The sequence below is a fragment of the Bacillus sp. 007/AIA-02/001 genome, from assembly GCF_004634455.1.
In the GTDB taxonomy this organism is placed as follows: domain Bacteria; phylum Bacillota; class Bacilli; order Bacillales; family Bacillaceae_G; genus Bacillus_A; species Bacillus_A cereus.
The window spans coordinates 346,450-370,288 of sequence record NZ_SEIY01000002.1 but is presented as its reverse complement, the minus strand read 5'-3'; the positions used below and the strand labels follow the sequence as shown (position 1 = coordinate 370,288).

The window sequence follows — 23,839 nt, the reverse complement described above, 5'->3', positions numbered from 1 at the left end:
GCATAGGGGAGTGTATGAGTATAAAAAGCGAAGGAAAAGCTTTTCAATATAATTGCAGTAACGGTAAATGCATTTTTAAAGAGAAATAGTGTTAGAAGGTTCTCCTTCTAACACTATTTCTCTTCATGATTCGGCATACGCACAATAAATTCAGTACCTTTTCCTTCCTCACTCTCCACTTTTATCTCTCCTTGATGAAGGTCGATTACTTTCTTTACAATAGCTAAACCTAAGCCACTTCCTCCATAGGCACGATTTCGTGAAGAATCCGCTTTATAAAAACGCTCAAAAATATGTTGTTTCTGTTCTTCTGATATACCAATTCCTGAATCACGGATACGCACTTCCACTACTGTCTCATGTTCCTTTAACTGAATAGTAATCGTACCACCGCTTGGAGTAAATTTAATACTATTATGAATTAAATTAATCCACACTTGACTCATACTTTCTTGGTCAGCAATAACATGTACTTTTTCTAAATCTAGTTCTAACTCAATTTCTTTTTCAGCCCAGAGTGGTTCACTATTTAACACAATTTGCTTTAATTGTTGATCTAATCGATAGCTCACTCTTTCTGGTATATATTCTTCTGATTCTAAAAGAGTTAGCTTTAGTAAATTTTGACTTAGTTTAGATAATCTCGTTGTTTCAGTTTCAATAATGGTAAGATAATGCTTTCTTTTTTCCTCAGAAAGATTATCGTCTTGTAGTGCTCTAGCAAATCCTTTTATAGAAGTTAATGGTGACTGTATTTCATGAGAAACATTTGATACAAACTCTTGTCTCATTTTCTCCATCGCATTCAGTTCATCTGTCATATCATTTATACTTTTTACAAGCACGCCAATTTCGCCATCATACTTTTCTTCATTTCGTATTTTTACGGAGAAGTCTCCTTTTGCAATTTTTTGTATCGGTTCAATAATAGTCCAAATCATTGCCTCTCGTTTTGGCCTCATTAATATTCCAATCAATGTCCAAATAAGAATAATAAATACAAAACCGACCATATTACTAATTAGAAAGGCAACAAACGGCGATACGTTTACGTCAAAAGCATTCAATATACTAGTTACTACATAAAATGCGATAGACCAAATTATAGTAAGAAAAGAAAAGAGCGCTAATACCGCTCCAAATACTTTCAGCATCTTCAACTTACTCATTCGTTTTCTTTTTCTCATTTACTTACCTCTAAGCGATACCCTAATCCTCTTATTGTTTTAATACTAAATTTCGACTGCTCTTCTTGAAACTTCTCACGTAACCGATTAATATGAACGTCTAGTGTACGTTCATTCCCTTCAAAATCATATCCCCATATTTCTTCAATTAATTGCTCTCTCGAACAAGTTCTTCCCGATTTAGACCCTAAAGTAAAGAGCAGCTCAAATTCTTTTAACGGTAATGTAACCGTTTGTTCTCCAGATGTAACTTCGAATGTTTTACGATTTAATAATACATTTCCAACTTGAATCGATTGGGAAACTGTAATTTGGTAACGTTTCAATAATGCCTTTACTCTCACTACTAATTCTATAGGGTCAAATGGTTTTACAAGATAATCATCTGTCCCAAGGTGAAATCCTTTTACTTTTTGTGATGTTTCCCCTTTGGCAGTTAGCATCAGAACCGGGATATCATAGTATTTTCTTAATTCAAAACATACATCAAATCCATCCATATTTGGCATCATGATATCAAGAATAACCATATCGACTTTTACGTCATCCATTTTCTGAAGTGCATCTACTCCATCAATTGCCTCATATGTTTGAAAACCTTCTCGTTCTAAAAATACAGAAACGAGTTCTCTAATGTGTGGATCGTCATCTACTATTAAAATTTTAGGTATCAAAGGAACCATTTCCTTTCTACTTAGCATCTAATATATTGTTTAAAAATGAATCATCAGTGGAGTAAACTTCCCACTGATGATTCATTTTATAATGCACCCTCTTTAATTTTCAATTGCTGCGTTGCAAACTCACGATACATATCATGCGTCTGTAATAATTCATCATGCGTACCACTACCTGTAAGATTCCCTTTTTCAATAAAGACAATTTTATCTGCATCTACAACAGTAGAAAGTCTATGCGCAATCACTAACGTTGTTCTGCCTTTCATTAAGTTATTTAACGCTTTTTGAACGACAGACTCAGATTTACTATCTAAGCTTGAAGTCGCCTCATCTAGCATAAGAATTTGCGGATTTCGAAGTAACGCTCGGGCAATGGCAATTCGCTGTCTTTGTCCCCCAGAAAGCTTCACACCGCGTTCTCCAACTTCTGTTGCATAACCGTTTGGTAAGTCATGAATAAATGCATCAACATATGCCATTGCTGCTACTTTTTCAATTTCTTCATCCGTTACTTCGCCCTCGACGCCATAACAAATATTATCACGAATTGTTCCATCAATTAACGGACTATCTTGTGATACGTAACCGATTTGACGTCGCCATGACTGTAATGAATAACTCGTAATTGATTCTTCTCCTAATTTAATGGCGCCACTAGTTGGCTCATAAAAACGTTCCAGTAATGAGAATAACGTTGTTTTCCCACTACCACTTGGTCCTACAATCGCTGTCACTTTTCCAGATTCAATTGTGAAATCTATATTTTTCAAAACTTGCTCTTCTTCGTTATACTCAAAATGTACATTTTCAAGAACGATCGGTTGCTTAGCATTTGTCACTTTCACACCAGTTTCATGATCTTCTACTTCATATTCTAAAATCGTACTAATTCTTTCCGTTGCACCAATTGCCTTTTGGAATTGTGTAAAGAACATAGATAATTGACTCATTGGCATTACAATTTGAACTAAATACAAAATAAACGCTACAAGTTCACCGGTTGTTAATGCACCGCTAGAAACTCGCATCCCGCCATACCCTACGATAATAACAAGTAGTGCCATTAAAACAAACGACATAACTGGCGAAATTAATGCTTGCACTTTTCCTTCTTTCAAACCAAATTGTAATAACTTTTGTATACCTGTATTACCCGTTTCATATTCTCTCTTTTCTGTATTTGAAGATTTCACTAAACGAATTTCTGATAACACTTGCGTTAACACACTTGTAAAAGATGCAGTTTCATCTTGAAGCGCTTTTGAAATCTTATACATTTTTCGTCCAAGTGGAACTAAAATTAACACAGACAACGGAATAACCGTTAAAAGTAACGCAGTCATTTTCCAATCTAAAACAAATAATACAATTAACGATCCAACAATTGAAATACCACCTGTTAATAAGTTTGACAAATGCTCAGAAATTAACATTTTCACTACACCTGTATCATTCGTCATACGGCTAATCGTATCACCTGTTCTATTTTGATCGTAATAAGATACCGGCAAGATAAGTACCTTTTTCCACAAACGTTCTCTTAGTCCCGCTACAATCTTCTGCCCAATATAATTTAGTAAATATATAGACAACCCTGCCGCAATAGTTTGCATTACAAAGAAAGCAATTAACCCAACAATTTGTCCTGCACTAATTGAAGAAAGCGAAAAATTATCTACTAATCCTTTTGTCAGCATAGGAATAAATAAACTCGCTCCCGTAGAAAGCAAACTCATTAACAACGCAAAAACTAAAATTCCTTTCGGAGGATTTGTATCTTGAATAAGGCGTAAAAACTGCCTCCAACTCCCTTTTTTCTTTATTTCATTTCTAACTTCCATTCCTGTTCATCTCCTCATATTAAACAAAACTGTTCTTTCTAAAATTAGAATACGATACAAATGTAAACTGAATGTAAACACACTTTTTCTATTTTTACAAAATATACATAAAAACTCATCTTTACAACAGATATAAACATCTGATATTATTACCTGGTACTCAATATTATTCTATGTAAATTATAGATAAATAATTTAAAACACGATATAAATCTCCAGTTAGTGAAAGGAGTATCCTTTTTGCAAACAAATATACATTCTGAAAAGGAAACAATTATTTTTATTCATGGATTAGTTGGTAATCGTCGCGCCTTCAAAAAAGAGCAAAAACGATTTTCCGCCTCCTACAACATTATAACTTATGACTTATTAGGTCACGGTGATGATAAAGGTGAAGCAATCGACTTTTCATTACAGCGCCTCGTAGATCAATTATTAAACTTATATGAACAAGAAGGTATTAAAAAAGCTCATATTTGTGCGCTAAGTTACGGCTGTTACATCTCTACAATTTTTGCGCAAATGCATCCAGAAAAAGTATTAAGTATTTGTCATATTGGAGGACATTACAATAACCCTTCTCGTTTATATAATGTATTTCAAAATTTTTGGGAGAAGCGAGGAGATGAATACTCTAAATGGCTCTCTCAATACGCAAATACTATTTTTCCAAGCGGTATACTAAAAGCAAATCCGTTCGCAGTCATTTCAAGAAATATTTACTACCGTTTCGGATTACAATTACATTCATCCATAATTGCCCAGTCATTACGACATCGATTAGAATTCGATTTAAAATCTAAATTAAAATCACTTCCTCACCCTATACTATGGGTAATGGGAGAGCATGATCATCTCTATAAATCTTGTCTATTTGATTTGAAATCTATTTTGCCTAACGTTCTATATAAGGAAATACCGTTAGCGGGACATGCAGCGAACTTATTTCGTCCTAACTATTTCCATGACTTATATGATCGATTTTTAAATGGAAAGTTAAAATAAAAACTATTAAACTTCCAATTTATTCAACTATAAAAAGGCTTCCCAAGTTTCCTTGGAAAGCCTTTTCTCTATACGAAAAGTATATAAAACTACTTTTTCTTAGTATGCTTTTGTGTAACCTAATAGGTGCTTGCTCCAGTAAGAGTTACTTACAGAACTAATACGTACACCAGTTGCATCTGTTTCTGCACTAATGAACTGACCGTTTCCTAAGTAAACACCCATGTGAGAAGGACCTGATTTATAAGTATTTTGGAAGTATACTAAATCACCTGGTTGTGGATTGCTAGTTTTTGTTTTAGAGCTCCAGTATCCAGCAACTGTTTGACGAGCGCCTTTATGACCAGTTTGATTTAATACGTAGTGAATGAATCCACTGCAGTCAAAACCAGCAGGTGTTGTACCAGCAGTTCTGTATGGTGAACCATTTAAAGATCTAGCGAATCCAGCGATTGAAGATGTATCTCCACCTGTTGTTGGTTTTTGTACGTCTTTACCTGGTTGTTGAACGTTATTTGTAACATTATTGTTATTTGTAACGTTGTTTACTCCGCCTTTTACAAACTTAACGAAGTCTGCACTTACGTAACCTGTGCGGCCGTTATGGTTAATTTTGTACCAACCATTTTCAGCACCAGTAACGTTTAATACTTTACCATTTGTTACTCCACCGATTACAGCGTTGTATGTAGCTGGGCCTGTACGTACTTTTAAAGCACCAGTGTTAACAACATAAGAACCACCAGTTTGAACTGTTGTAGTATTGTTGTTTGTAGTTGGTTGTTGTGTTTCGTTAGATACAGCAGAACCACCTTTTGTTACGAAGTCTTTGCTTACGTATCCAGTTCCACCATTGAAGTTGATTTTAAACCAATCTTGTACTTCACCTACAACTTGTACTGTTTTACCTTTGTTTACAGAACCTAATACTGTATGAGATGTACTTGGGCCTGTACGTACGTTAAGTGAAGAAACGTTTACTGTGTAAGTACCTGTTCCTTGTTGAACAGTCGTTCCTGTTTTGCCACCAGTCGTTACGAAGTCACCACTTACATAACCTGTTTGACCATTTACGTTTACTTTGAACCAACCATTTTCTTGTCCAACTACTTGTAGCACTTGGCCTGATTTTACTTTAGAAATAACGTTATGTCCTGTACCAGCACCTGAACGAACATTTAATACATCAGCAGTTACTGTGTATTTTAATTCAGAAGTTGTTTCTACAGTTTTTGTTTCAGTTACAGTCGTTTGAGTTTGAGTTTGAGTTTGTCCATTAATTTCTTTTAGCGCTTCATTTGAAACTTGTGCATGAGCAGAATCCATTCCTGGAACTGCAACGCCAGCTACAGAAGCTGCTGCTAAACCTGCAATTACTTTTTTCATAAGTTGTCTTTACTTCCTTTCCCTACTATCCTCTTAAAAAAAACTAAAACTTTAATACTTTACAATATTATCAAAGTAAAATATTCATCCAGTTCCATTTTTTAGCAAGAGTTTTATTTTTCACACAGAGTTCATTTTAAATGAACAAAGTGAAATCCGTGTGAACTTCATGTGAACTTTATCATTAAACACAGTGTTTTTGCAATGGTTTTTTCAAATTTCTTATATATCGCATGAAAATTCGACATTCTATTTAATATTTTAATATAAAATATCCCTTTTCTATCTATTATAAAAAACTCTATTAACCTAATACAAACTCAAGTATGTATTTCCTTATAAAGTTCCTTACATGACGTATACTTTCATCATGACAAAAATCACTCTATTTATCAATAGTATAATATTTTTAGAAAACTAAATTTCTATACTATCTACAATTTTGAAATAATTTGACGAATTGTAAGATTTATTTCACAAAAGCCATTTCTCCTTTAAAGAAAACACACACTATATCAACTGTTCTCTTTTTCCTATAATGGAATTTATAGGATATTTATAGTATTATATACATATCTTAATAAACAAGAATTTTAGCGAATTGATTAAAGTTTCATTCCCTTATAAAATGAAACTTTAATCAGGAAGGGTTTTATACATCCTCCGCTAATTATTAACCCTCACCACTCGGGCTGCCCATTAATGCGGAGTTTTATTGGAATAAAAAGAGGAGGCATATTTGTGAGAAATATAATAGATGATCCAATACAAAAAAACATAGAGCTATACTATGCTTTTATTCAATTCGTTTCAATGATAACATTACAAAAAGTATCAGCTATTGAAACACGTAAAAACGAATTAAAAAATCAGATGAAAAATGCAGGACAAAAAAGCCCTTATTACGTATAAAAAAGGTGAACAGGTTATATTCCTGTTCACCTTTTTAAATTATTTATAAATTTTCACACGGTCCTCTAGCGGTTGGAATTCTTTTTCACCAGCATGTACTACCGGTTTACCAAATGGCATTTGCGCAATAAGTTTCCAATTCTCTGGAACATCCCACTCTTTTCTCACTTCTTCATCAATTAGCGGATTGTAATGCTGTAACGTAGCACCAAACCCTTCAATTTCTAAAGCTGTCCAAATTGCAAATTGTAACATTCCTGATGATTGCTGAGACCAAGTTGGGAAATTATCTTTATATAATGCAAAGTTAGCTTGAAGGCTTTCCACTACTTCACTGTCTTCAAAATATAAAACCGTTCCATAACCACTTTTAAATGCATTCATTTTTTCTTCAGTAGGTGCAAAGTTATTTTCAGGTACAATTTTTCGTAACGTTTCTTTCGTAATATCCCATAATTTATCATGTTGTTCTCCTAATAAAACAACAACGCGAGCACTTTGAGAATTAAAAGCTGAAGGTGTATGTTTTACAGCATGATAAATCACTTCTTGAATTTTCTCATCAGAAACTACTTGCTCTTTACTAATTGCATAAATAGATCTTCTGTCTTCAATTGCTGAGTAAAAATCTTTTGCCATCATAATTCCCTCCAATTTTCAATTGAGGCTATTTCATATGTATATATCATATTACGCCCCTCAAACTTATTATTAATAAGCTTATAACTTTATAATATCACAGCAACAAACAAACTCAAATAATAACACTTATATTTAGAAGCTTTTTCCTTTTTAAAATAAAAAGACTGTTTGTTGTTATCTAAAATTAGTAACAACAAACAGTCTTACTTATGTAGCGATCTAGATTCGTATTTTACTTACTTAATTAACTAATCCAAATGCATACGACATTAACTTATTTGTCTCTGTAAAACGTTTTGTTTTACTGGATGTCCCCATGACCACTGTAATAATTCGATTATCACCTTGCTTTGCAGTCCCAGTAAAACAGTATCCTGCGCTATCTGTAAATCCAGTCTTTAGTCCGTCCATTCCTTCTATATATAAACTTTTATTATTTTTGTTTAACATGTCGTTTGTGCTTATAACATTAATATTATTAAATGCTAGCTGACTTTGACGTAAGTGAGTCACTTCTAATATTTCCGGATAATCTTTTATAAGATGATACGCCAATTGTGCTACATCACCAGCCGTCATTTTTGTTTCACTTCCATCCGGCTCTTGTAATCCAGAAGCATTTGCAAATTTAGCATGTTCCGACATTTTTAACTGTTTCGCTTTTGCATCCATAAGCTGAACGAAATCTTTCTCCGATTTTGCCATATGTTCTGCTAAAGCCACAGCCGAATTATTAGCTGACTCAATCATTAATGCATGATATAAATCTTTAACAGTTAATGTGTCATTAACTTGTACTGGGATTCTCGCTCCTTCTGTTTGTGCCGCCTTCGCACTCATTTTTACTGGATCTTCCCAGCGAACTTTCCCGTTATGTATACTCTCTAGTAAGAGATACGCTGTCATCATCTTAGACATACTAGCCGGTGCAAAAGCTTCATTTTCATTATATTGATAAATAATATCTCCATCACTCGCATCGATAATCATAGCTGCTTTTGCGTTAATTTCTGGTGGGATGTACTTTGGCGGGACTACTTTTTCAGTAAATCCTGCTTTAGGTAGTTCTGCCACTTGCAAAGGTTGTCCCTCTACATTCGCTATGCTCTTTTGATTTCCTTGGAATAAGAACCAACATATCCCTAAAATAATAACTAATAGGACTGTCATCCTTCCCCATTTTAACCGATTCATTTCAAAACTCCTTTAGCAAACCTTTTATACACTCACATTTAACCTTAACAACAATTCCTTTATACAGTCAAGGTAAAAGGTATATTTATTCATAGTACAGCAATGATTTTTTTAATTTATTTATGTTAAACTTACAATATTGAAACGTAAGAATATTCAATAATAAAATCTCGTAAATAAAGCGAAACTTTAATCAGCCCCCCAATCGGGCTACCCGTCAAATAGCGAGATAAACTATTTAATAGAAGGGATTCATACAAATGCTACTTCCAAAATCATTAAAATACGGAGACACAATTGGGATCTACTCCCCTTCTTCACCAGTAACCTACACTTCTCCAAAAAGATTTGAAAGAGCAAAATCTTACTTACAACAGAAAGGGTTTCATATATTAGAAGGTTCATTAACAGGTCGATATGATTTTTATCGTTCTGGTAGTATACAAGAGCGTGCTGAGGAGCTAAATGTCTTAATAAGAAATCCTAATATTTCTTGTATTATGTCAACAATTGGTGGGATGAATTCAAATTCAATATTACCTTATATTGATTATGATGCTTTTCTAAAGAACCCTAAAATAATGATTGGGTATTCAGATGCAACTGCTTTATTACTAGCAATTTACGCCAAAACAGGAATCCCTACATTTTATGGACCAGCTCTCGTCCCTTCCTTTGGCGAATTTGAACCTTTTGTTGATTGCACATACAAATATTTTGCTGAAACTTTACTACATGATCATTCTCTTCCTTATCATATAAAACAACCATTATTTTGGTCAGATGAATTTATTAATTGGGAAGAAAAGACGAAGGAGAAAGAACTTCGACCAAACGATTGGATTTCAGTAATTGATGGAAAAGCTACTGGGCGTATTATTGGCGGGAATTTAAACACGATACAAGGAATTTTGGGTAGCCCCTATATGCCACATATTCAAGAAGGCGACATTCTCTTCATTGAGGACAATTCAAAAGATGCAGCTACTATTGAAAGAAGCTTTTCATTACTTAAAATTAACGGTGTATTCGATAAAATTTCAGGTATCATTCTTGGAAAACATGAGCAATTTGATGATTGTGGTACAAATCGAAAGCCTTTTGAAATACTATTAGAAGTACTTCAAAATCAAAGAATTCCTTTTCTAGCTGACTTCGATTGTTGTCATACACATCCCATGATTACCATGCCTATCGGTATTCAAGTAAAGTTGGATGCAACAAATAAAACGATACATATTGTAGAACCTTGGAAAAAATGAATGCATAGCTTCTATTGTTTTACAATAAAAGCCATGATACTATATAATTTGGAATGTGAAAGATTAAACAAAATACGTTCCAATATCTATTATTAGGAAAAGATAGATATAAATATATATTTATATGTAAAAGAGAGTGAATAAATGAAACCAACTATTAAAAATTACGTATTTTTACATGTAGCTTTTTTGATATATTCTATCATTGTGGTTTACATGAAATGGGCAGCTAAGTTTCCCATTGCTTCCATCTCATTTTTTATTGCTTATTTCGGACTAGTTGTACTTTTATTCGGATATGCAATTTTATGGCAACAAGTAATTAAGCATTTCGAAATATCAAAAGCATATTCACATCGCGGAATTATTATACTGTGGTCAATGCTTTGGTCAGTAGTTCTATTTGGAGATACGATACAGTGGAATCATTTACTTGGTGCGGCTATTATTATCGTCGGAATTGTGGTGGTGACAAAAGATGAATAGTTATATGTTGTTATTGATCTTTGGAATCGTATTGGCCAATTACTCACAAATTTTATTAAAAAAGGCTACTTTACAGCAATATGATTCTAAATTAAAAGAATATGTAAATCCATATGTAATCATCGGTTACTCTTTATTTGTACTTAACGCAGGATTCAATATTATCGCCTTAAAGGGACTGACAATAAATCAAGTCTCTGCATTAGAATCATTAAGTTATATCATCATATTAATTTTCGGTTGGTATTTTTTAGGTGAAAAAGTAACAAAAAGAAAAGTAATTGGGAATACTATCATTTTAATGGGTGTTGTGGTGTATTTTATTAAGTAATCACTTATACAAAAAGCTCCGTTTATCACAAACGGAGCTTTTTACTATTGACCTAAATTTTGCACTTTATCTTTCAAATCTCGAACTTGATCTACCGTCTGCATAAGCTCAGAGTTTTTAAATTGCTCTACATCCACTTTGCCTTCTTCTATCTTTGTCTTCGCCGTATCAATTAACGTATTTAACTTTTCGTTATATCCGACGATTTGTTGATGAAGATCCTTTGCTACATCAGGTGGCGTTAATTCATTGAATGCGGGTATATCTTGTTTAATTTCACTAAGCTTCGTTTCTAATTCTTTTCGAGCCTCGCTATCATTAACGGCCTTTTCTACTAATGCTGGTGCATCATTTGCAAATGCACTTATTTCATTTACATAGTCTGTCGCCTTTTGAGCATAATCTATGGAGTTCTTTCCTTCTTCCACTATTGAACATCCCATTAAACCAATTGAAACTATGAATACTAATACAATTGATTTTATTTTCATTTTAGACCCCCTTCGTCCTTATAATTGTCTGTAATTTTCTCTATACATAACTTCTAGCTAAATTGTTTATAACCTTTTTCAAATAGCTATTTACCCTCTTACATGCCCTATTATCGTTACAACATCTATTTCTATATGCACGCTTATAATATCTTCAATTATATCCATATACCCTTGTCCTATAGCTGTTCCATAGTGTAATGTAAGCCCCTTCTTTTCATACACTGACTTTGGCACTGAAAAAATAAATCTCCTCAAGTTTCTTTCATCAGCTGGTTCCATAATTAAAACAATCCCATCCTCATCAAACATATACGCTCGCCCTCCAACTTTACATTCACTATGGCTCAGTATTGCCTTGGTCAGCAAAATTTAAAACATAATAAGTTAAGATACACTCTGCTCTATCATAAAGTGAAACTTTAATTAGCCCTCACCAGTCGACTCTTTATCGGCAAATAGCGGGATAAAAATAAAAAGCATTTATTCTTTTTTGTTAAGAATAAATGCTTTTTAAAAAATCAATTTCTAACTCTAGCATCTTTTTTTGACGAGGTTTTACTTTCCTTACGGGAACTCCAGCGTAAATATACCAATCATCTAAACTCTCTTTTACCATACTCATCGCGCCGACTGCCGTACCTTCTCCTACAATTACATTTGGAAAAATAATAGAATTAGCACCAATAATCACATGTTTTTTTAAAATAACTTTTTCTGCTTTCACATTCCTATATTGATTCGGGACGGTTGGCCCCATTAATGTATTTCCACTGAAATCATCAAGTACTGCATATACGATTGTTTTAGCTGAGATGTTTGCAAAATCATGCATTTCAATCCCAACTTCCCCTCCATATAACGCTGTATACGCTGATATGTGCGAATAACTTCCAATTGTGATTTTACCACTTAAAATGCAAAAATCATCAATTCTTACATGATTGCCAACTGATATAGCACTCGGATTATATATACTTGCTTTTTTACTAACCAATACATTTTTCCCAACAGATAAAAATCCAATTTTCTTTAGTTCTTCTTGACTATAAAAACTATTCATCTACCGACACCACCTTCTGCTCTAAACAGATTACAATTTGCTCTACTAGTTCTTTCGTCATTCCTTCCCATAAAGGTAAACTTACGATTCGTTTTGCTATTTTATTCGTTTTTGTTAAATCTGTCGACTTATAGTTTTTAAAAAGAACTTGTTGGTGGCAAGATGGTGAAAAGTATAATCTAGCTTCTATTTTCTGTTTTTTCAGTTCTTCAATTACTTGTATGTTGCGAACTTCTTCTGGACAAATGATAGGCATAAATTGGTGAATAACTGCTTCTGTCTTTTGGACTTTCCACCCTTTTTTCATTAACCCAGTATTTTGTAACAACTGTTTATACCATTCAGAAATACGGGTACGTTCTTTTAATTTTTGATCCCACTTTTTTATAGTCGCAATCCCAATAGCTGCTGCGTATTCAGACATTTTACAATTAAACCCCATCATCGTACATTCACGATTTTTATCAAATCCGAAATTCCCCATTCTTTTAATACGTTGTATATCTTCTTCGTTTTTACTATATATGAGCCCTCCTTCACCAATTCCGAATGGCTTTGTTGCATGAAAGCTATATACGATCATTCCACTAAAATCTTGACCGTAATGCATCCCTCCATTCATTAATCCAAATCCCGGCGCCGCATCTACGACAACCGGAATCCCCTTCTTCTCTAATTCTTCATATTCTTCTAAGTTCATCCATGATCCAAAAGTGGCGTACGGGACAACAATCGCAACCTCTTCTTTTAATTCTTCTATCTTATCCAAAAGTACGGTTTTATCCATATACCAATCATCTATTGAAATATCAATAAAGTAAGGTTCCAATCCACACCAAATAGCGGCTAAGGCAGTCGCAGGGAATGTAAAGCTAGGCATGAGAGCATACTTTCCCTTTCTTCTTTTCTTTAGTTGAATAGCCGCCATTAACCCTAACGTTGCGTTTGCTACTGTTGTAACAGCTCCCCTGTTTTGAAAAAATGACGACATAATTGTTTCCTCAAAACGTTGATTTATAGGTCCATAATTCGTATATATGTGAGATGTATCAATTTCCTTCAATTCGTCCAAATACTCACTTACAGGTACAGTTGAAGCACGTAAAAAAGGAATATTCTCCATATCTATCTATTCCTTCCTATCATTTTCGGACAATATAGAGCATATCTGTTTCAGATAATCCAAATTTCCTAGCACTTTTCATTCCTTGTTTTTCCGCTATGTTATATAATTCCACCTTAAATCCTGCATTCATTAATCGTTGAATAAATCCCGATTGATTGTAAATTCTCACATGATCTTCTTGACCAAAAGCTAATTTCCTCAATTGTGGTGTTACAATTAATTCATTCTCTATAATAAAATCTACATTCATTACGATTGGTACTTGAATAATTCCCCATCCATTTGGCTTTAACACTCTATATAACTCTCGCATTGCTTTGTCATCATCAGGAACGTGTTCTAATACATGGCTACATAATATTACATCAAAAGTATTACTATCATATGTAATTCTTGTAACATCAATTTCCTTCATTAATGGATCCTTTGGTTCTAAGTCACCACATACATACGTAATATTTTTATACTCGTTAAACCAATCTCTTAACTTTGCTTCAGGTGCAATATGAAGCATTGTATAGTTTCTATTTAACAAGTCCGTTTCCGTTTCAATGTACGCACGGTACAATCTTTCACGATCCATCGAATTACAAACTGGACATATCCCTGTATCTTTATTCCACATTTCAAATTTATATTTCGGAAAATCATAATGTGCTGGCCAAGGTGAAAATTTTTCAAATTGTTGATTGCAATATTGACAATAACAACATTCTTTCTCGAACATATGAGCAACTAACTTGTTTAAGCCTTTTTTTATCTTTTCATTATAAATTTGATCTAGTTCGCCATTTCTTACTGCATCCTTAACTATAAATCCCGCATTTTCTAAACAATAAGATAAACTCTCTTTATACTCACTTTCGGAGCTTAAAAACCCACTATTATATGCATCTATAATTAATTCAATCCACTCTTCAATTGTCATTAAAATAAAATGCATTTGTTTTTGATTTTGTCCACTATGCTGTCTAAAATAACTAAGAGGTTCATGTATATAAACTACTTTTCCTTTCCTCATCATATCTAGCCAAGTTGCAATGTCATTAATAGCAGAATAAGCCTTTCCTTTAAAATATCCAAACTTCCCGTCAAACAAATTCCGATTAAACAAAACAGTTGTCGGCTCACCAACTACATTTTTCAAGTTTTTTAACATATAATTCCCTAATTCTTTTCCTTCAAAAAGTGTAGTTTCTTTCGCGATTTTCATATTTAATGTTGAAGGTGGTAATATCTCTCCATTCTCATCAATCAGTTCACGATATGACGTCACAAATGAAATATTTTCTAACGCCAAAAAGTATTTCATCATTCCCTCGATCTTTTCATGATGAAATAAATCATCATCTAATAAAAAGTTTATATAGTCCCCATTCGCAAGTTCTACACACTTATTAAAGTTTTCGGCAACTAACGGCGTTTCATTTTTTACATATGTAATACACTCATATTCACGTAAGTACGGTTGAATCATAGCATTGACTTCATTATTTGTACTGTCGTCAGAAATAATAATTTCAATATTTTCATATGTTTGATTCAAAGCGCTGTTGAGTGCTAATTCCAAGTAATAAGGTCTATTGTATGCAGGAATAAGTATACTTACTTTCGGTAAAGAAGAATTATTATTTATATGTTGTTTTTTCTTTTCTATGTTTATTTTCTTCGCTCTAATTTTTTGGTAATAGTCTAATGTATATAATATTGATGATGGAACTATCCTTCTTGCATAATCTAGAAAATTAGTTATCGCTTTGTCTAACTCTTTTTCAGTGGATAAGAAACCATATTGTTCTCCTGCTATAATACTGTGTGAAAAATCTTCTAACCCATCCATCATTTTATTAGATTCATTTAACTGTTGATCTGGATGTAATCGAAAGTAACTAAGTGTCTCTGCTATATATACAGCTTTTCCTTTACTTAATAAAGATAACCATGAAGCTATATCTACGTTACATAAATACCGCCTCTTATCAAAAATCCCAAACGGTTCTTGTAAATCATTTTTACGAAATAAAACTGTTGTCGGTTCTCCAATATAATTTTTTTGATCCACAATTACCTTATTTCCTAATTCTGTTCCCGCTATAATGGTATCCTCTTCAAATAAACGGACAGTCGAATAAATATGTCGTAGCTCTTTCCCTTTATCATCAATGACTTGACGATGAGATGTTACAAGCTTAATTTCATTATCTAAATCATCGAAAAAATACTTCATCATTTTTTCAATTTTATTCACATGAAATACATCATCATCCATTAAAAAATTTATATATTCACCGTTCGCTTCATTAAATAACATTAGCGCATTTTCAAATTGTCCGAGAGTTGATCTATTTTTTATATAAATAATATTTGAATGATCACATAAGTATTTTTGTAACACTTTTTCTGTTTCATCATTCGTGCTGTCATCTCCAACTATAATTTCTATATTAGGGTACGTTTGTTCTAACACACTACATAGCGCCTTTTCAAAGTAACGAGGACGATTATACGTAGGAATTAATACACTTACCAACGGAAGTTGCTCTACCACCTCTTCAGTTCTTTCAATACGAGTTCTCATTTTAACTCTCTCACCTCTTCGCATATTATTTATATACGCGACACAAAAATCACATTACTTTAACTGTATGGAGCCTATATACTTTTATGCAAACATGAAACAAATTATCATACTTTTCGTTCCTGAATAAACATATTTAATAATGCGGACATTTTATTTGCACCTTTTTTATTCATATGATCACTATCATAAAAATCATCGTCACAAAATAATGGCGAATCAAATAGATCTATGATTTGAAAAGAATATTGAGTTTGAAAATCATTTATAACTTTATAAAAATCTTCTTTTAATTTCTTACTACTACAATTGAAATAATGTGAAGTAACTGGGAATACAACAATTAATGGTTTTATATCATTTTTTAACAGTAATTCTAAATATTTTTTAAAAATTATTTTATTTTCAACTAAAGTTTGAGGATACGCCAATTTAGCATGTGAAGCTGCTCTTATTTTCCCGTGTTCTTCAAAAGGAATGTGAAGAGGAGTGGTATTCCACTCAGCATTTATCCAAGGCAGTATCAATGATTCATCTTTTAGTTCATCTAATAAAATATATTCAAAATGCAAATTAAAAATAGAAAGAAGTGGTTTCGGAGTATTTAGATGTGAGAATCCATCAGTGGGTAGAGGAGAGTGAACTACAGTATGATGACCATCTTGAAACAATGGATAATATACTTTGTGAATTCTATATGATTCGGAGGATAACGACATATCAAAGTAAAACGAGAAATAGGCTATTCCTATTAAACAATATTGAAATGAATGATTGTTTGATAAAAGTTGTGACGCTATTAAATAATCATAGTATAGATCTTGCGATGGAAGTGTTAATTTTATTGACTTTTTTGAGAGAAGCTCCGTACTTATGCCACAATGCGGATAAGACAAACCGGTAGCAAACAATTCATACGTCGGATCACTCTTTGCTTTTTTCATAGAAATGTATAAAGACATAAGATCCGGATTTATTTGATAGATAGAAATTAATTTATCCTTCCATTCATACATGTATTTTGTTAAATTAATAATTTTTGAACTTTGCACGCCCCTATTTATCAAGTCATTTGTAAGTTTTTCTGCGTCCCCTCTCCAAATGACTATATATTGAAAAGAACTTTCTATACGAACAACATCTGAAACGTCCACAACATGAACTATTGTTTTACATTTATTTTTGTCTAACGTATTTCGAATCCTATCCCCTGATAATTCATCACTTAAAACAATGATTTTATATTGCTCCTTCATGTACATCCCCTCCATTATATGTATAATATGAAATTCATTTTTAATTCGTAACAATCATATACACCTGCAATCTAACAAAAAAAATAGCTCCACCATTAGGCGTAGCTATTTTTACAATTATTGCTTATTCAAATTATATTCCTTTATCTAACTCATAAAGTTTACGATACTTTTCATTTTCTTTCAGAAGTTGTTTATGACTACCTTGCATGACAATTTGGCCACGATCAAGGAATATAACTTCGTCTACATGTTCTATTCCTACAAGATGGTGCGTAATCCAAATAACCGTCTTTTCTTCCGTTGCAGAAAACATTGTTTCAATTAAAGACAATTCTGTTTTTGGATCTAAACCGATAGTCGGTTCATCAAGTACAATAATTGGTGTTTCTTGCATAAGAGTTCTAGCAAAAGCAACCCTTTGTCTTTCCCCACCAGAAAACCGCTTTCCCATTTCATGCATTTTTGTTTGTAATCCGTCTGGAAGAGAAGTAACATGTGAAGCTAATTGTGCTTTCTCTAAAGCTTTCCATATCTCTTCATCCGTCGCCTCTGGTTTGCCAATTCGTACATTATTTCCAATTGTCGTATCAAACAAATGCGGCTTTTGATTTAATACAGAAATATATTTAGATAAAAGATTCGTATTAGCTCGTTCACCATTTAGTACAACTTGGCCATTTACTGGGCTTAACGCCCCTGTTAACAATTTTAGTAAAGTAGATTTCCCTGTCCCACTTCTCCCTAAAATAGCAATTTTCTTCCCTGCTTTTATTTGTAATGATACATCTTTTAATACAATCTCATTACTATCTGGATAACTATACGATACGTGATTCAGTTCAATATCTACATGTTTTGGTTCAATGTAATCTTTCTCTCCATGCAAATCCGTTTCATCATGTAAAACACTATCACTTTCTACGCCATTAAGACGATGGATAGATTCTACATACGACGGTATTCGATCGATGGCATCTGCAATAGGAATAAGCGCGTTCGTTACAGATAAAGTCATTAATACGAAAGCTGCGATAACTGTAGGAGCAATTTGTTCACTTGCCGCTTCATTCCCAGTCCATATGATCATCGAAATAACTACAATACCTACTACTAATTGAATGATACTGTCCCGAATATGATACCAGCGTTTCACTCTCTTTTCGATTTTTAACAACTGATCATTTTGTTTTACATACTCATTAATAAATTCATCTTTACGACCACTTGCTTGCCAATCAGATAATCCAAAAACAGCATCTGTCAGTTGTTGATACAAACGGTTTCTTCCTTGCTTTAAAGTAACATGATGTTTCTTCATCAAAAGTAATGATACAAACGGAAGAAGAAAAACGATAATAGCTAACATACAACCTACAATAAGTGCAAAAACAAAATCAAATGCACCGATAACAAGTACGAAGATACTATAAACAACTAGCGCTAATATGCTAGGAAATATTGTACGTAAATATAGGTTTTGCAAATGCTCTATATCTTCGGATAACACTCCTAACATATCACCCGTTTGAAATCGAGAACGGAAAAATAACGCCTGTGGTTCTACTATTCTATATAGCCTCGTTCTCATTTTTTCTAATATACGTAGTACGACATCATGTCCGACTAAGCGCTCTATATAATGAAATACAGCTTGCCCTATACTAAACGCTCTTGTTGCAACAATAGGAACATATACAGCCATTACATTTTCTGGTCTAAGGGCAGATTTTGAGATCAAATAACCTGAAATAAAAAGTAACATCGCTCCTGAACTAACTCCAAGAAGACCAAGGAAAATAGTTAAAGTCATTCTACCTTTATTTTGTTTTATATAAGGTTTAACCCAGTTACTCATTTCTCTCCCCTCTCTTCCCTATGAAAATGTAATGTCTCATTCTCTAAAAGTTCTTCATACGTCCCACTTTCTTTCATTTCCCCTTTATTTAAAATAAGAATATAGTCCATTTGTTTCATCCAATGTAGACGGTGGGTTGCTAAAAATACTAACTTTCCATTAAATAGACGTAACATCGCTTGCTTTATTTCAAATTCGGTTTCAATATCAAGATGTGCCGTAGGCTCATCTAATAAAATGATTGGTTTTTTACTTAAAAGCGCACGCGCCATAGCAACACGCTGTTCTTGTCCGCCACTTAGCATACGTCCACCTTCTCCAATTCTTTCGTGCATCCCATTTGGAAGTGATGTAACGAGTGAACGAAGGCCGACTTCATTAATAACTCTTTCAACTTCTTCATCTGTTGCATTTGTTTCATAAAAACGAATGTTATCCTTTAATGAAAGCGGAAAAATATAAGGTTGCTGCGGAATATAAGCGATATTTTTTTGCCAATCTTCACGAGTAGATCCATCAACTTCTACACCATTTACTAACATCTTTCCACTCGAAGGAGATAAAAAACCTGCTAATACGTCGATTAACGTCGATTTGCCTGCACCACTTTCACCAATAACACCAATAGCACCGTTACCTTCCCAAGTAAAATTAATTCCTTCTAATATAGCCTTTTCAGATTCAGTATTATTAACTTTGATGTCTTGTAATTTCAAGCTACTAGAGGCATTCCATACTATATCTTCATTTAAATCTTTCTTTTGTATTCCTTTTTGTTGTTGCAAAATCTCTTCTATTTGCTCCATCGCAATTTGTCCATCTAATGTCGCATGATAATTTGCTCCCACTTGTTTAATCGGCAGAAAATATTCCGGAGCTAAAATCAAAATTGTAAGGGCTGATAATAGTATAATCGTTCCATCTATTAAACGTATCCCTAATCCAACTGCCACAAACGCAATTGATAAACTCGTAAAGAAATCTAATGCAAAAGAAGAAAGAAAAGCAACTCGCAAAGTACGCATCGTTGCTTTTCTATACCTTTTACTTACTTTTTCAATCTTTCCTTCGTGCTGTTCACTTTTCCCTAAATACTTTAATGTTTCTAAACCTTTTAACGTATCTACAAAATGGTTCGAAAGTACACGATATATCTCGTACTGACTATCTGCCATTTTTTGCGCTGCTAATCCGAGAAGAATCATAAATATGATCACGATAGGAATCGTTACAACTAAAATGACTCCAGACTCAATATCTAGCGTAAAAACATATAGTACAATTAGACCTGGAACGATGCTACTTCTAATCATTTTAGGAATCGTTAATTCAATATATGTTTTAAATTTCTCAATCCCTTCAATTGATAAGGTAACCAGATGACCAGTCCCAACAGTTTGAACATACCTTGGACCTAATGTGAAATATGCCTCTACTAGTTGTTTTCTTAGTAACGACCCTGTTTTTTCAGCAAAACGTTCCACTAATATTTGTGATGTTCGAACTACTATATGACGCGCTGCAAACGCGATACCAAAATAAACAATTTCACTTAATATTGTTTGTACTGTCTCTCCATGAAATAAAAACGTAATAGCTCGTGCTAAAAAGATTGTTTGCGCAATAATACTAAAAGCTTCTAAAATACTAATAATCGTTAACGCTACATATAAAATACGGCTACCGGGATAAGACGGAAGTCCTCTTTTTCTTTTCATTAGTACTCCAAATCGTTGTCTGACTTAACAGGTTGTCTAAATACATAATAACTCCATATTTGACTTCCGATAACGAAAGGCAAAATAGCAATCGCAAAGTAAGTCATAAGTTTTAATGCATAAGCTCCTGATGCTGCGTTGTAAATTGTCAAATCATTCATTGCTCCTAAAGAGCTAATCATAACACGTGGGAACATACCGATAAATACACTCGCACTTAGTAAAATGATTGTTAAACTCGTCATAAAGAAAGCCCAACCATCTCTTCTTCTTTTATTTAATAAAGTGGACACTAATAGTGCTACAAAAGCTCCGATTGGCACCATAATCCATTCTGTTCCATGAGCAGTGAAAATGTCGGTTTTCCATAACCCCACACCAGCAAAAACAAGAAGTGTAATTAATGAAAATGGTGCAATTTTTATTGCAGCAATTCGTGCACGTTCTCTCAATTTACCAGTTGTACGTATCGTAAGAAATTGTAATCCGTGAACAATACATAGTAGGAGAAACATTACTCCTCCAAGTAACGCAAATGGATGAAGTAATTGCAAGAATCCACCTACAACATTTTTACTCTCATCAATAGGTACACCTACCATAAAGTTTGCAATCGCAACTCCCCAAAGGATAGGAGGTAACATACTTCCAATAAACATCCCCCAATCCCATGCACTCTTCCATTTATGATTATCTATTTTCGCACGAAATTTAAAGGAAACACCTCTTAAAATTAAAGCAAGAAGCATAAATACAAATGGAATATAAAAACCACTAAATAAAGTTGCATACCAGTGCGGAAATGCCGCAAACATGGCTCCACCAGCACAAACAAGCCATACTTCATTCGCGTGCCAGAACGGTCCTATTGTATTTAAGTAAACTCGTTTTTCAAAATCATTCTTTCCTAAAAACCTCGAAACCATTCCTACCCCAAAGTCGAAACCTTCCAGTACGAAGAATCCAACAAATAAGATTGCAATAACTAAAAACCATAACTCATTAAGAGATAACATACTCTTCCTCCTTATCAAATGGATCATGGCTTTGATAATCCTTTTTCGTTTTCTTATTCTTGTGGCCCTTAATGGTACGAACAAATAAGTACACACAAATTCCACCCATAATTAAATACATTGATGTGAATGAAATAAGTGAGAATAATACTTCACCGAATGTTACATTTGGTGATACAGCATCTTCTGTTTTCATTACACCAAATACAACCCAAGGTTGACGACCCATTTCAGTCATAATCCACCCTACTGTATTACCGATGAATGGAAGAGAAATTGCATACACCATTAATTTTAAATACCACGTTTTTTCCGCTAAACGATCTTTTCTTGATAAGAACCATCCGTAAGCTCCTAGAAGAAGCATGAATGTTCCACTCATTACCATCGCTCTAAAACTCCAAAACATTGTATGCACTGGAGGAATATAATCTCCAGGTCCATATTTTTCCTCATATTGTTTTTGAATTTGATTCATCCCTTCAACTTGACCGCTAAACTTATCATACGATAATAGACTTAGCATATAAGGGATTTGAATTTCAAACGAATTTTCTTTCTTCTCTGTATCAATTTTCGAAAATACTGTAAATGGTGCTGGATCCTCACTTGTATTCCATAGCGCTTCAGCTGCCGCCATCTTCATTGGATGTGTCTTAATTAATTGTTGCGCTTGTGCATGACCGAAGAATAATACAAGCGCCGTTGTAATTGTTCCAACAATGATAGAAATTCGGAAAGATTTTTTAAATACTACAGTTTCTTGTCCTTTTGTAATTTTCCATGCACTTACACCAGCAATAAAGAATGCACCTGTTGCAATTGCCGCTGTAATTGTATGCGGGAATTGTACCCATAGTTGTGGGTTTTGAATAATGGCTAAGAAATCATTCATTTGCGCACGACCATCAGCTGCCATTTCATACCCGACAGGTGACTGCATAAATGCACTTGCAGTTAAAATCCAGAATGCTGATAACATCGTTCCAATTGAAAGGAGCCAAATACACATTAAGTGAATTCGCTTCGGTAATTTATCCTCACCTAATACCCATAAACCCAGGAATGTAGACTCAATGAAAAATGCCAGTAATCCTTCAATCGCAAGTGATGGACCAAATACATCACCTACAAAACGTGAATACGTTGACCAGTTCATACCAAACTGGAATTCTTGTAAAATACCTGTTACTACACCTACTGCAAAGTTAATAAGGAATAATTGCGTCCAAAACTTTGCCATCTTCTTATATACTTCTTGCCCTTTTACCACATACAACGTTTGCATGATCGCAATAATAAAAGCTAAACCAATTGACAGCGGAACAAAAAAGTAATGGAAAATCGTTGTTGATGCGAACTGTATTCGTGCCAATTCGAGCGTTTCCATACTAAAATCACTTCCTTCATAGTTTTTATAATAAAAGTTAATTGAGCAATCTTATCAAACTCAATTATTAAGAAATACGAAAAGACAAAAACATTTTGTATGTATTGTCGAAAAATATGAAGTTTCAGTTTTTCAAACTATTGTAATGCTATTTTTTACCTTTTCACTATTTCTGTAGTGTTTTATTCGTTAATCGAATTGTATAATATACCTGCATAGTAAATTCAGGTTATTTTTGACGTATTATTGACATCATTTTGTCTGAAATATGTCTTTTGTCATTTTTTTGAATCAGATTTTTCTCATTAGCAAAATGTGTTTTTTCAATATACTTCTTACTTTTATATCTATAAAACAATCGTTTTTCTCTTCATACACTTGACTTTCACCCGAAAAAATGTCCTCGAAACCACCCTC

Annotated in this window: 21 protein-coding genes; 5 read left to right on the top strand and 16 right to left on the bottom strand. The window is 33.5% G+C overall.

Going from position 1 to position 23,839, the window contains the following annotated elements:
• Positions 1–113 precede the first annotated feature (113 nt).
• From hitS to ES895_RS07290, 3 genes are all read right to left on the bottom strand, one after another.
• The gene (gene hitS, locus ES895_RS07300; RefSeq protein ID WP_135238252.1) at positions 114–1,187 is read right to left on the bottom strand and encodes an envelope stress sensor histidine kinase HitS; all 1,074 of its coding nucleotides are present in this window, start codon (positions 1,185–1,187) and stop codon (positions 114–116) included.
• Complete coding sequence (gene hitR, locus ES895_RS07295; RefSeq protein ID WP_000612414.1) at positions 1,184–1,861, bottom strand: envelope stress response regulator transcription factor HitR; 678 nt, start codon at positions 1,859–1,861, stop codon at positions 1,184–1,186. Before hitR ends, hitS begins: the two co-directional genes overlap by 4 nt.
• Before the next feature lie 86 nt (positions 1,862–1,947).
• The gene (locus ES895_RS07290) at positions 1,948–3,708 is read right to left on the bottom strand and encodes an ABC transporter ATP-binding protein (RefSeq protein ID WP_135238251.1); all 1,761 of its coding nucleotides are present in this window, start codon (positions 3,706–3,708) and stop codon (positions 1,948–1,950) included.
• A gap of 240 nt (positions 3,709–3,948) precedes the next feature.
• On the opposite strand from ES895_RS07290, the gene ES895_RS07285 reads away from it, so the two are divergent.
• Positions 3,949–4,713, top strand: a complete 765-nt coding sequence (locus tag ES895_RS07285) for an alpha/beta fold hydrolase (RefSeq protein WP_001194306.1) — start codon at positions 3,949–3,951, stop codon at positions 4,711–4,713.
• A 99-nt stretch (positions 4,714–4,812) separates the two neighbouring features.
• On the opposite strand, the gene entFM is transcribed toward ES895_RS07285, so the two are convergent.
• Positions 4,813–6,099 carry an enterotoxin EntFM gene (gene entFM, locus ES895_RS07280; RefSeq protein ID WP_000755513.1) on the bottom strand — a complete coding sequence of 429 codons (1,287 nt, stop codon included), beginning with the start codon at positions 6,097–6,099 and terminating at the stop codon, positions 4,813–4,815.
• A 741-nt stretch (positions 6,100–6,840) separates the two neighbouring features.
• Here entFM and ES895_RS07275 point away from each other — a divergent pair.
• Positions 6,841–7,011, top strand: a complete 171-nt coding sequence (locus tag ES895_RS07275) for a DNA mismatch repair protein MutT (protein ID WP_135238250.1) — start codon at positions 6,841–6,843, stop codon at positions 7,009–7,011.
• A 39-nt stretch (positions 7,012–7,050) separates the two neighbouring features.
• On the opposite strand, the gene ES895_RS07270 is transcribed toward ES895_RS07275, so the two are convergent.
• Positions 7,051–7,653 (bottom strand): nitroreductase family protein, encoded by a 603-nt coding sequence (locus ES895_RS07270; RefSeq protein ID WP_001987122.1) that lies wholly within the window; start codon positions 7,651–7,653, stop codon positions 7,051–7,053.
• A gap of 240 nt (positions 7,654–7,893) precedes the next feature.
• Positions 7,894–8,847: a D-alanyl-D-alanine carboxypeptidase family protein gene (locus ES895_RS07265; protein WP_001080871.1), complete on the bottom strand. Its 954-nt coding sequence runs from the start codon at positions 8,845–8,847 to the stop codon at positions 7,894–7,896.
• Positions 8,848–9,107: 260 nt separating this feature from the next.
• Between ES895_RS07265 and ES895_RS07260 the strand changes: the two genes are divergently transcribed.
• The 3 genes from ES895_RS07260 to ES895_RS07250 all read left to right on the top strand — a co-directional run bounded on the left by ES895_RS07260 (position 9,108) and on the right by ES895_RS07250 (position 10,926).
• Positions 9,108–10,109, top strand: a complete 1,002-nt coding sequence (locus ES895_RS07260; protein WP_135238249.1) for a S66 family peptidase — start codon at positions 9,108–9,110, stop codon at positions 10,107–10,109.
• Positions 10,110–10,253: 144 nt separating this feature from the next.
• The gene (locus ES895_RS07255) at positions 10,254–10,595 is read left to right on the top strand and encodes an EamA family transporter (protein WP_000805132.1); all 342 of its coding nucleotides are present in this window, start codon (positions 10,254–10,256) and stop codon (positions 10,593–10,595) included.
• Positions 10,588–10,926 carry an EamA family transporter gene (locus ES895_RS07250; protein WP_001089876.1) on the top strand — a complete coding sequence of 113 codons (339 nt, stop codon included), beginning with the start codon at positions 10,588–10,590 and terminating at the stop codon, positions 10,924–10,926. Before ES895_RS07255 ends, ES895_RS07250 begins: the two co-directional genes overlap by 8 nt.
• Before the next feature lie 44 nt (positions 10,927–10,970).
• Here the strand turns inward: ES895_RS07250 and ES895_RS07245 are convergent, their stop codons facing one another.
• The 10 genes from ES895_RS07245 to cydA form a co-directional block, all read right to left on the bottom strand.
• A complete protein-coding gene (locus ES895_RS07245; RefSeq protein ID WP_098364696.1) occupies positions 10,971–11,417 on the bottom strand; it encodes a DUF6376 family protein in 447 nt (148 codons plus the stop codon).
• Positions 11,418–11,507: 90 nt separating this feature from the next.
• Entirely contained in the window at positions 11,508–11,729 is a 222-nt protein-coding gene (locus tag ES895_RS07240; RefSeq protein ID WP_000459099.1) for a hypothetical protein, read from the bottom strand.
• A 184-nt stretch (positions 11,730–11,913) separates the two neighbouring features.
• The gene (locus ES895_RS07235; protein WP_001084184.1) at positions 11,914–12,480 is read right to left on the bottom strand and encodes an acyltransferase; all 567 of its coding nucleotides are present in this window, start codon (positions 12,478–12,480) and stop codon (positions 11,914–11,916) included.
• Positions 12,473–13,603: a DegT/DnrJ/EryC1/StrS aminotransferase family protein gene (locus ES895_RS07230; RefSeq protein WP_000427968.1), complete on the bottom strand. Its 1,131-nt coding sequence runs from the start codon at positions 13,601–13,603 to the stop codon at positions 12,473–12,475. The genes ES895_RS07235 and ES895_RS07230 overlap by 8 nt, the downstream gene beginning before the upstream one ends.
• A gap of 19 nt (positions 13,604–13,622) precedes the next feature.
• Positions 13,623–16,184, bottom strand: coding sequence for a glycosyltransferase (locus ES895_RS07225; RefSeq protein WP_135238248.1), 2,562 nt, complete (start codon positions 16,182–16,184; stop codon positions 13,623–13,625).
• A gap of 107 nt (positions 16,185–16,291) precedes the next feature.
• Positions 16,292–17,440, bottom strand: a complete 1,149-nt coding sequence (locus ES895_RS07220) for a hypothetical protein (protein WP_000664247.1) — start codon at positions 17,438–17,440, stop codon at positions 16,292–16,294.
• Between the two features lie 133 nt (positions 17,441–17,573).
• Positions 17,574–19,298 carry a thiol reductant ABC exporter subunit CydC gene (cydC, locus tag ES895_RS07215; protein WP_098364693.1) on the bottom strand — a complete coding sequence of 575 codons (1,725 nt, stop codon included), beginning with the start codon at positions 19,296–19,298 and terminating at the stop codon, positions 17,574–17,576.
• Positions 19,295–21,016 (bottom strand): thiol reductant ABC exporter subunit CydD, encoded by a 1,722-nt coding sequence (cydD, locus tag ES895_RS07210; protein ID WP_135238247.1) that lies wholly within the window; start codon positions 21,014–21,016, stop codon positions 19,295–19,297. Before cydD ends, cydC begins: the two co-directional genes overlap by 4 nt.
• Positions 21,016–22,032 (bottom strand): cytochrome d ubiquinol oxidase subunit II, encoded by a 1,017-nt coding sequence (gene cydB, locus ES895_RS07205; RefSeq protein WP_000950083.1) that lies wholly within the window; start codon positions 22,030–22,032, stop codon positions 21,016–21,018. Before cydB ends, cydD begins: the two co-directional genes overlap by 1 nt.
• Positions 22,019–23,422: a cytochrome ubiquinol oxidase subunit I gene (cydA, locus tag ES895_RS07200; protein WP_135238246.1), complete on the bottom strand. Its 1,404-nt coding sequence runs from the start codon at positions 23,420–23,422 to the stop codon at positions 22,019–22,021. The genes cydB and cydA overlap by 14 nt, the downstream gene beginning before the upstream one ends.
• Positions 23,423–23,839: the final 417 nt, after the last annotated feature.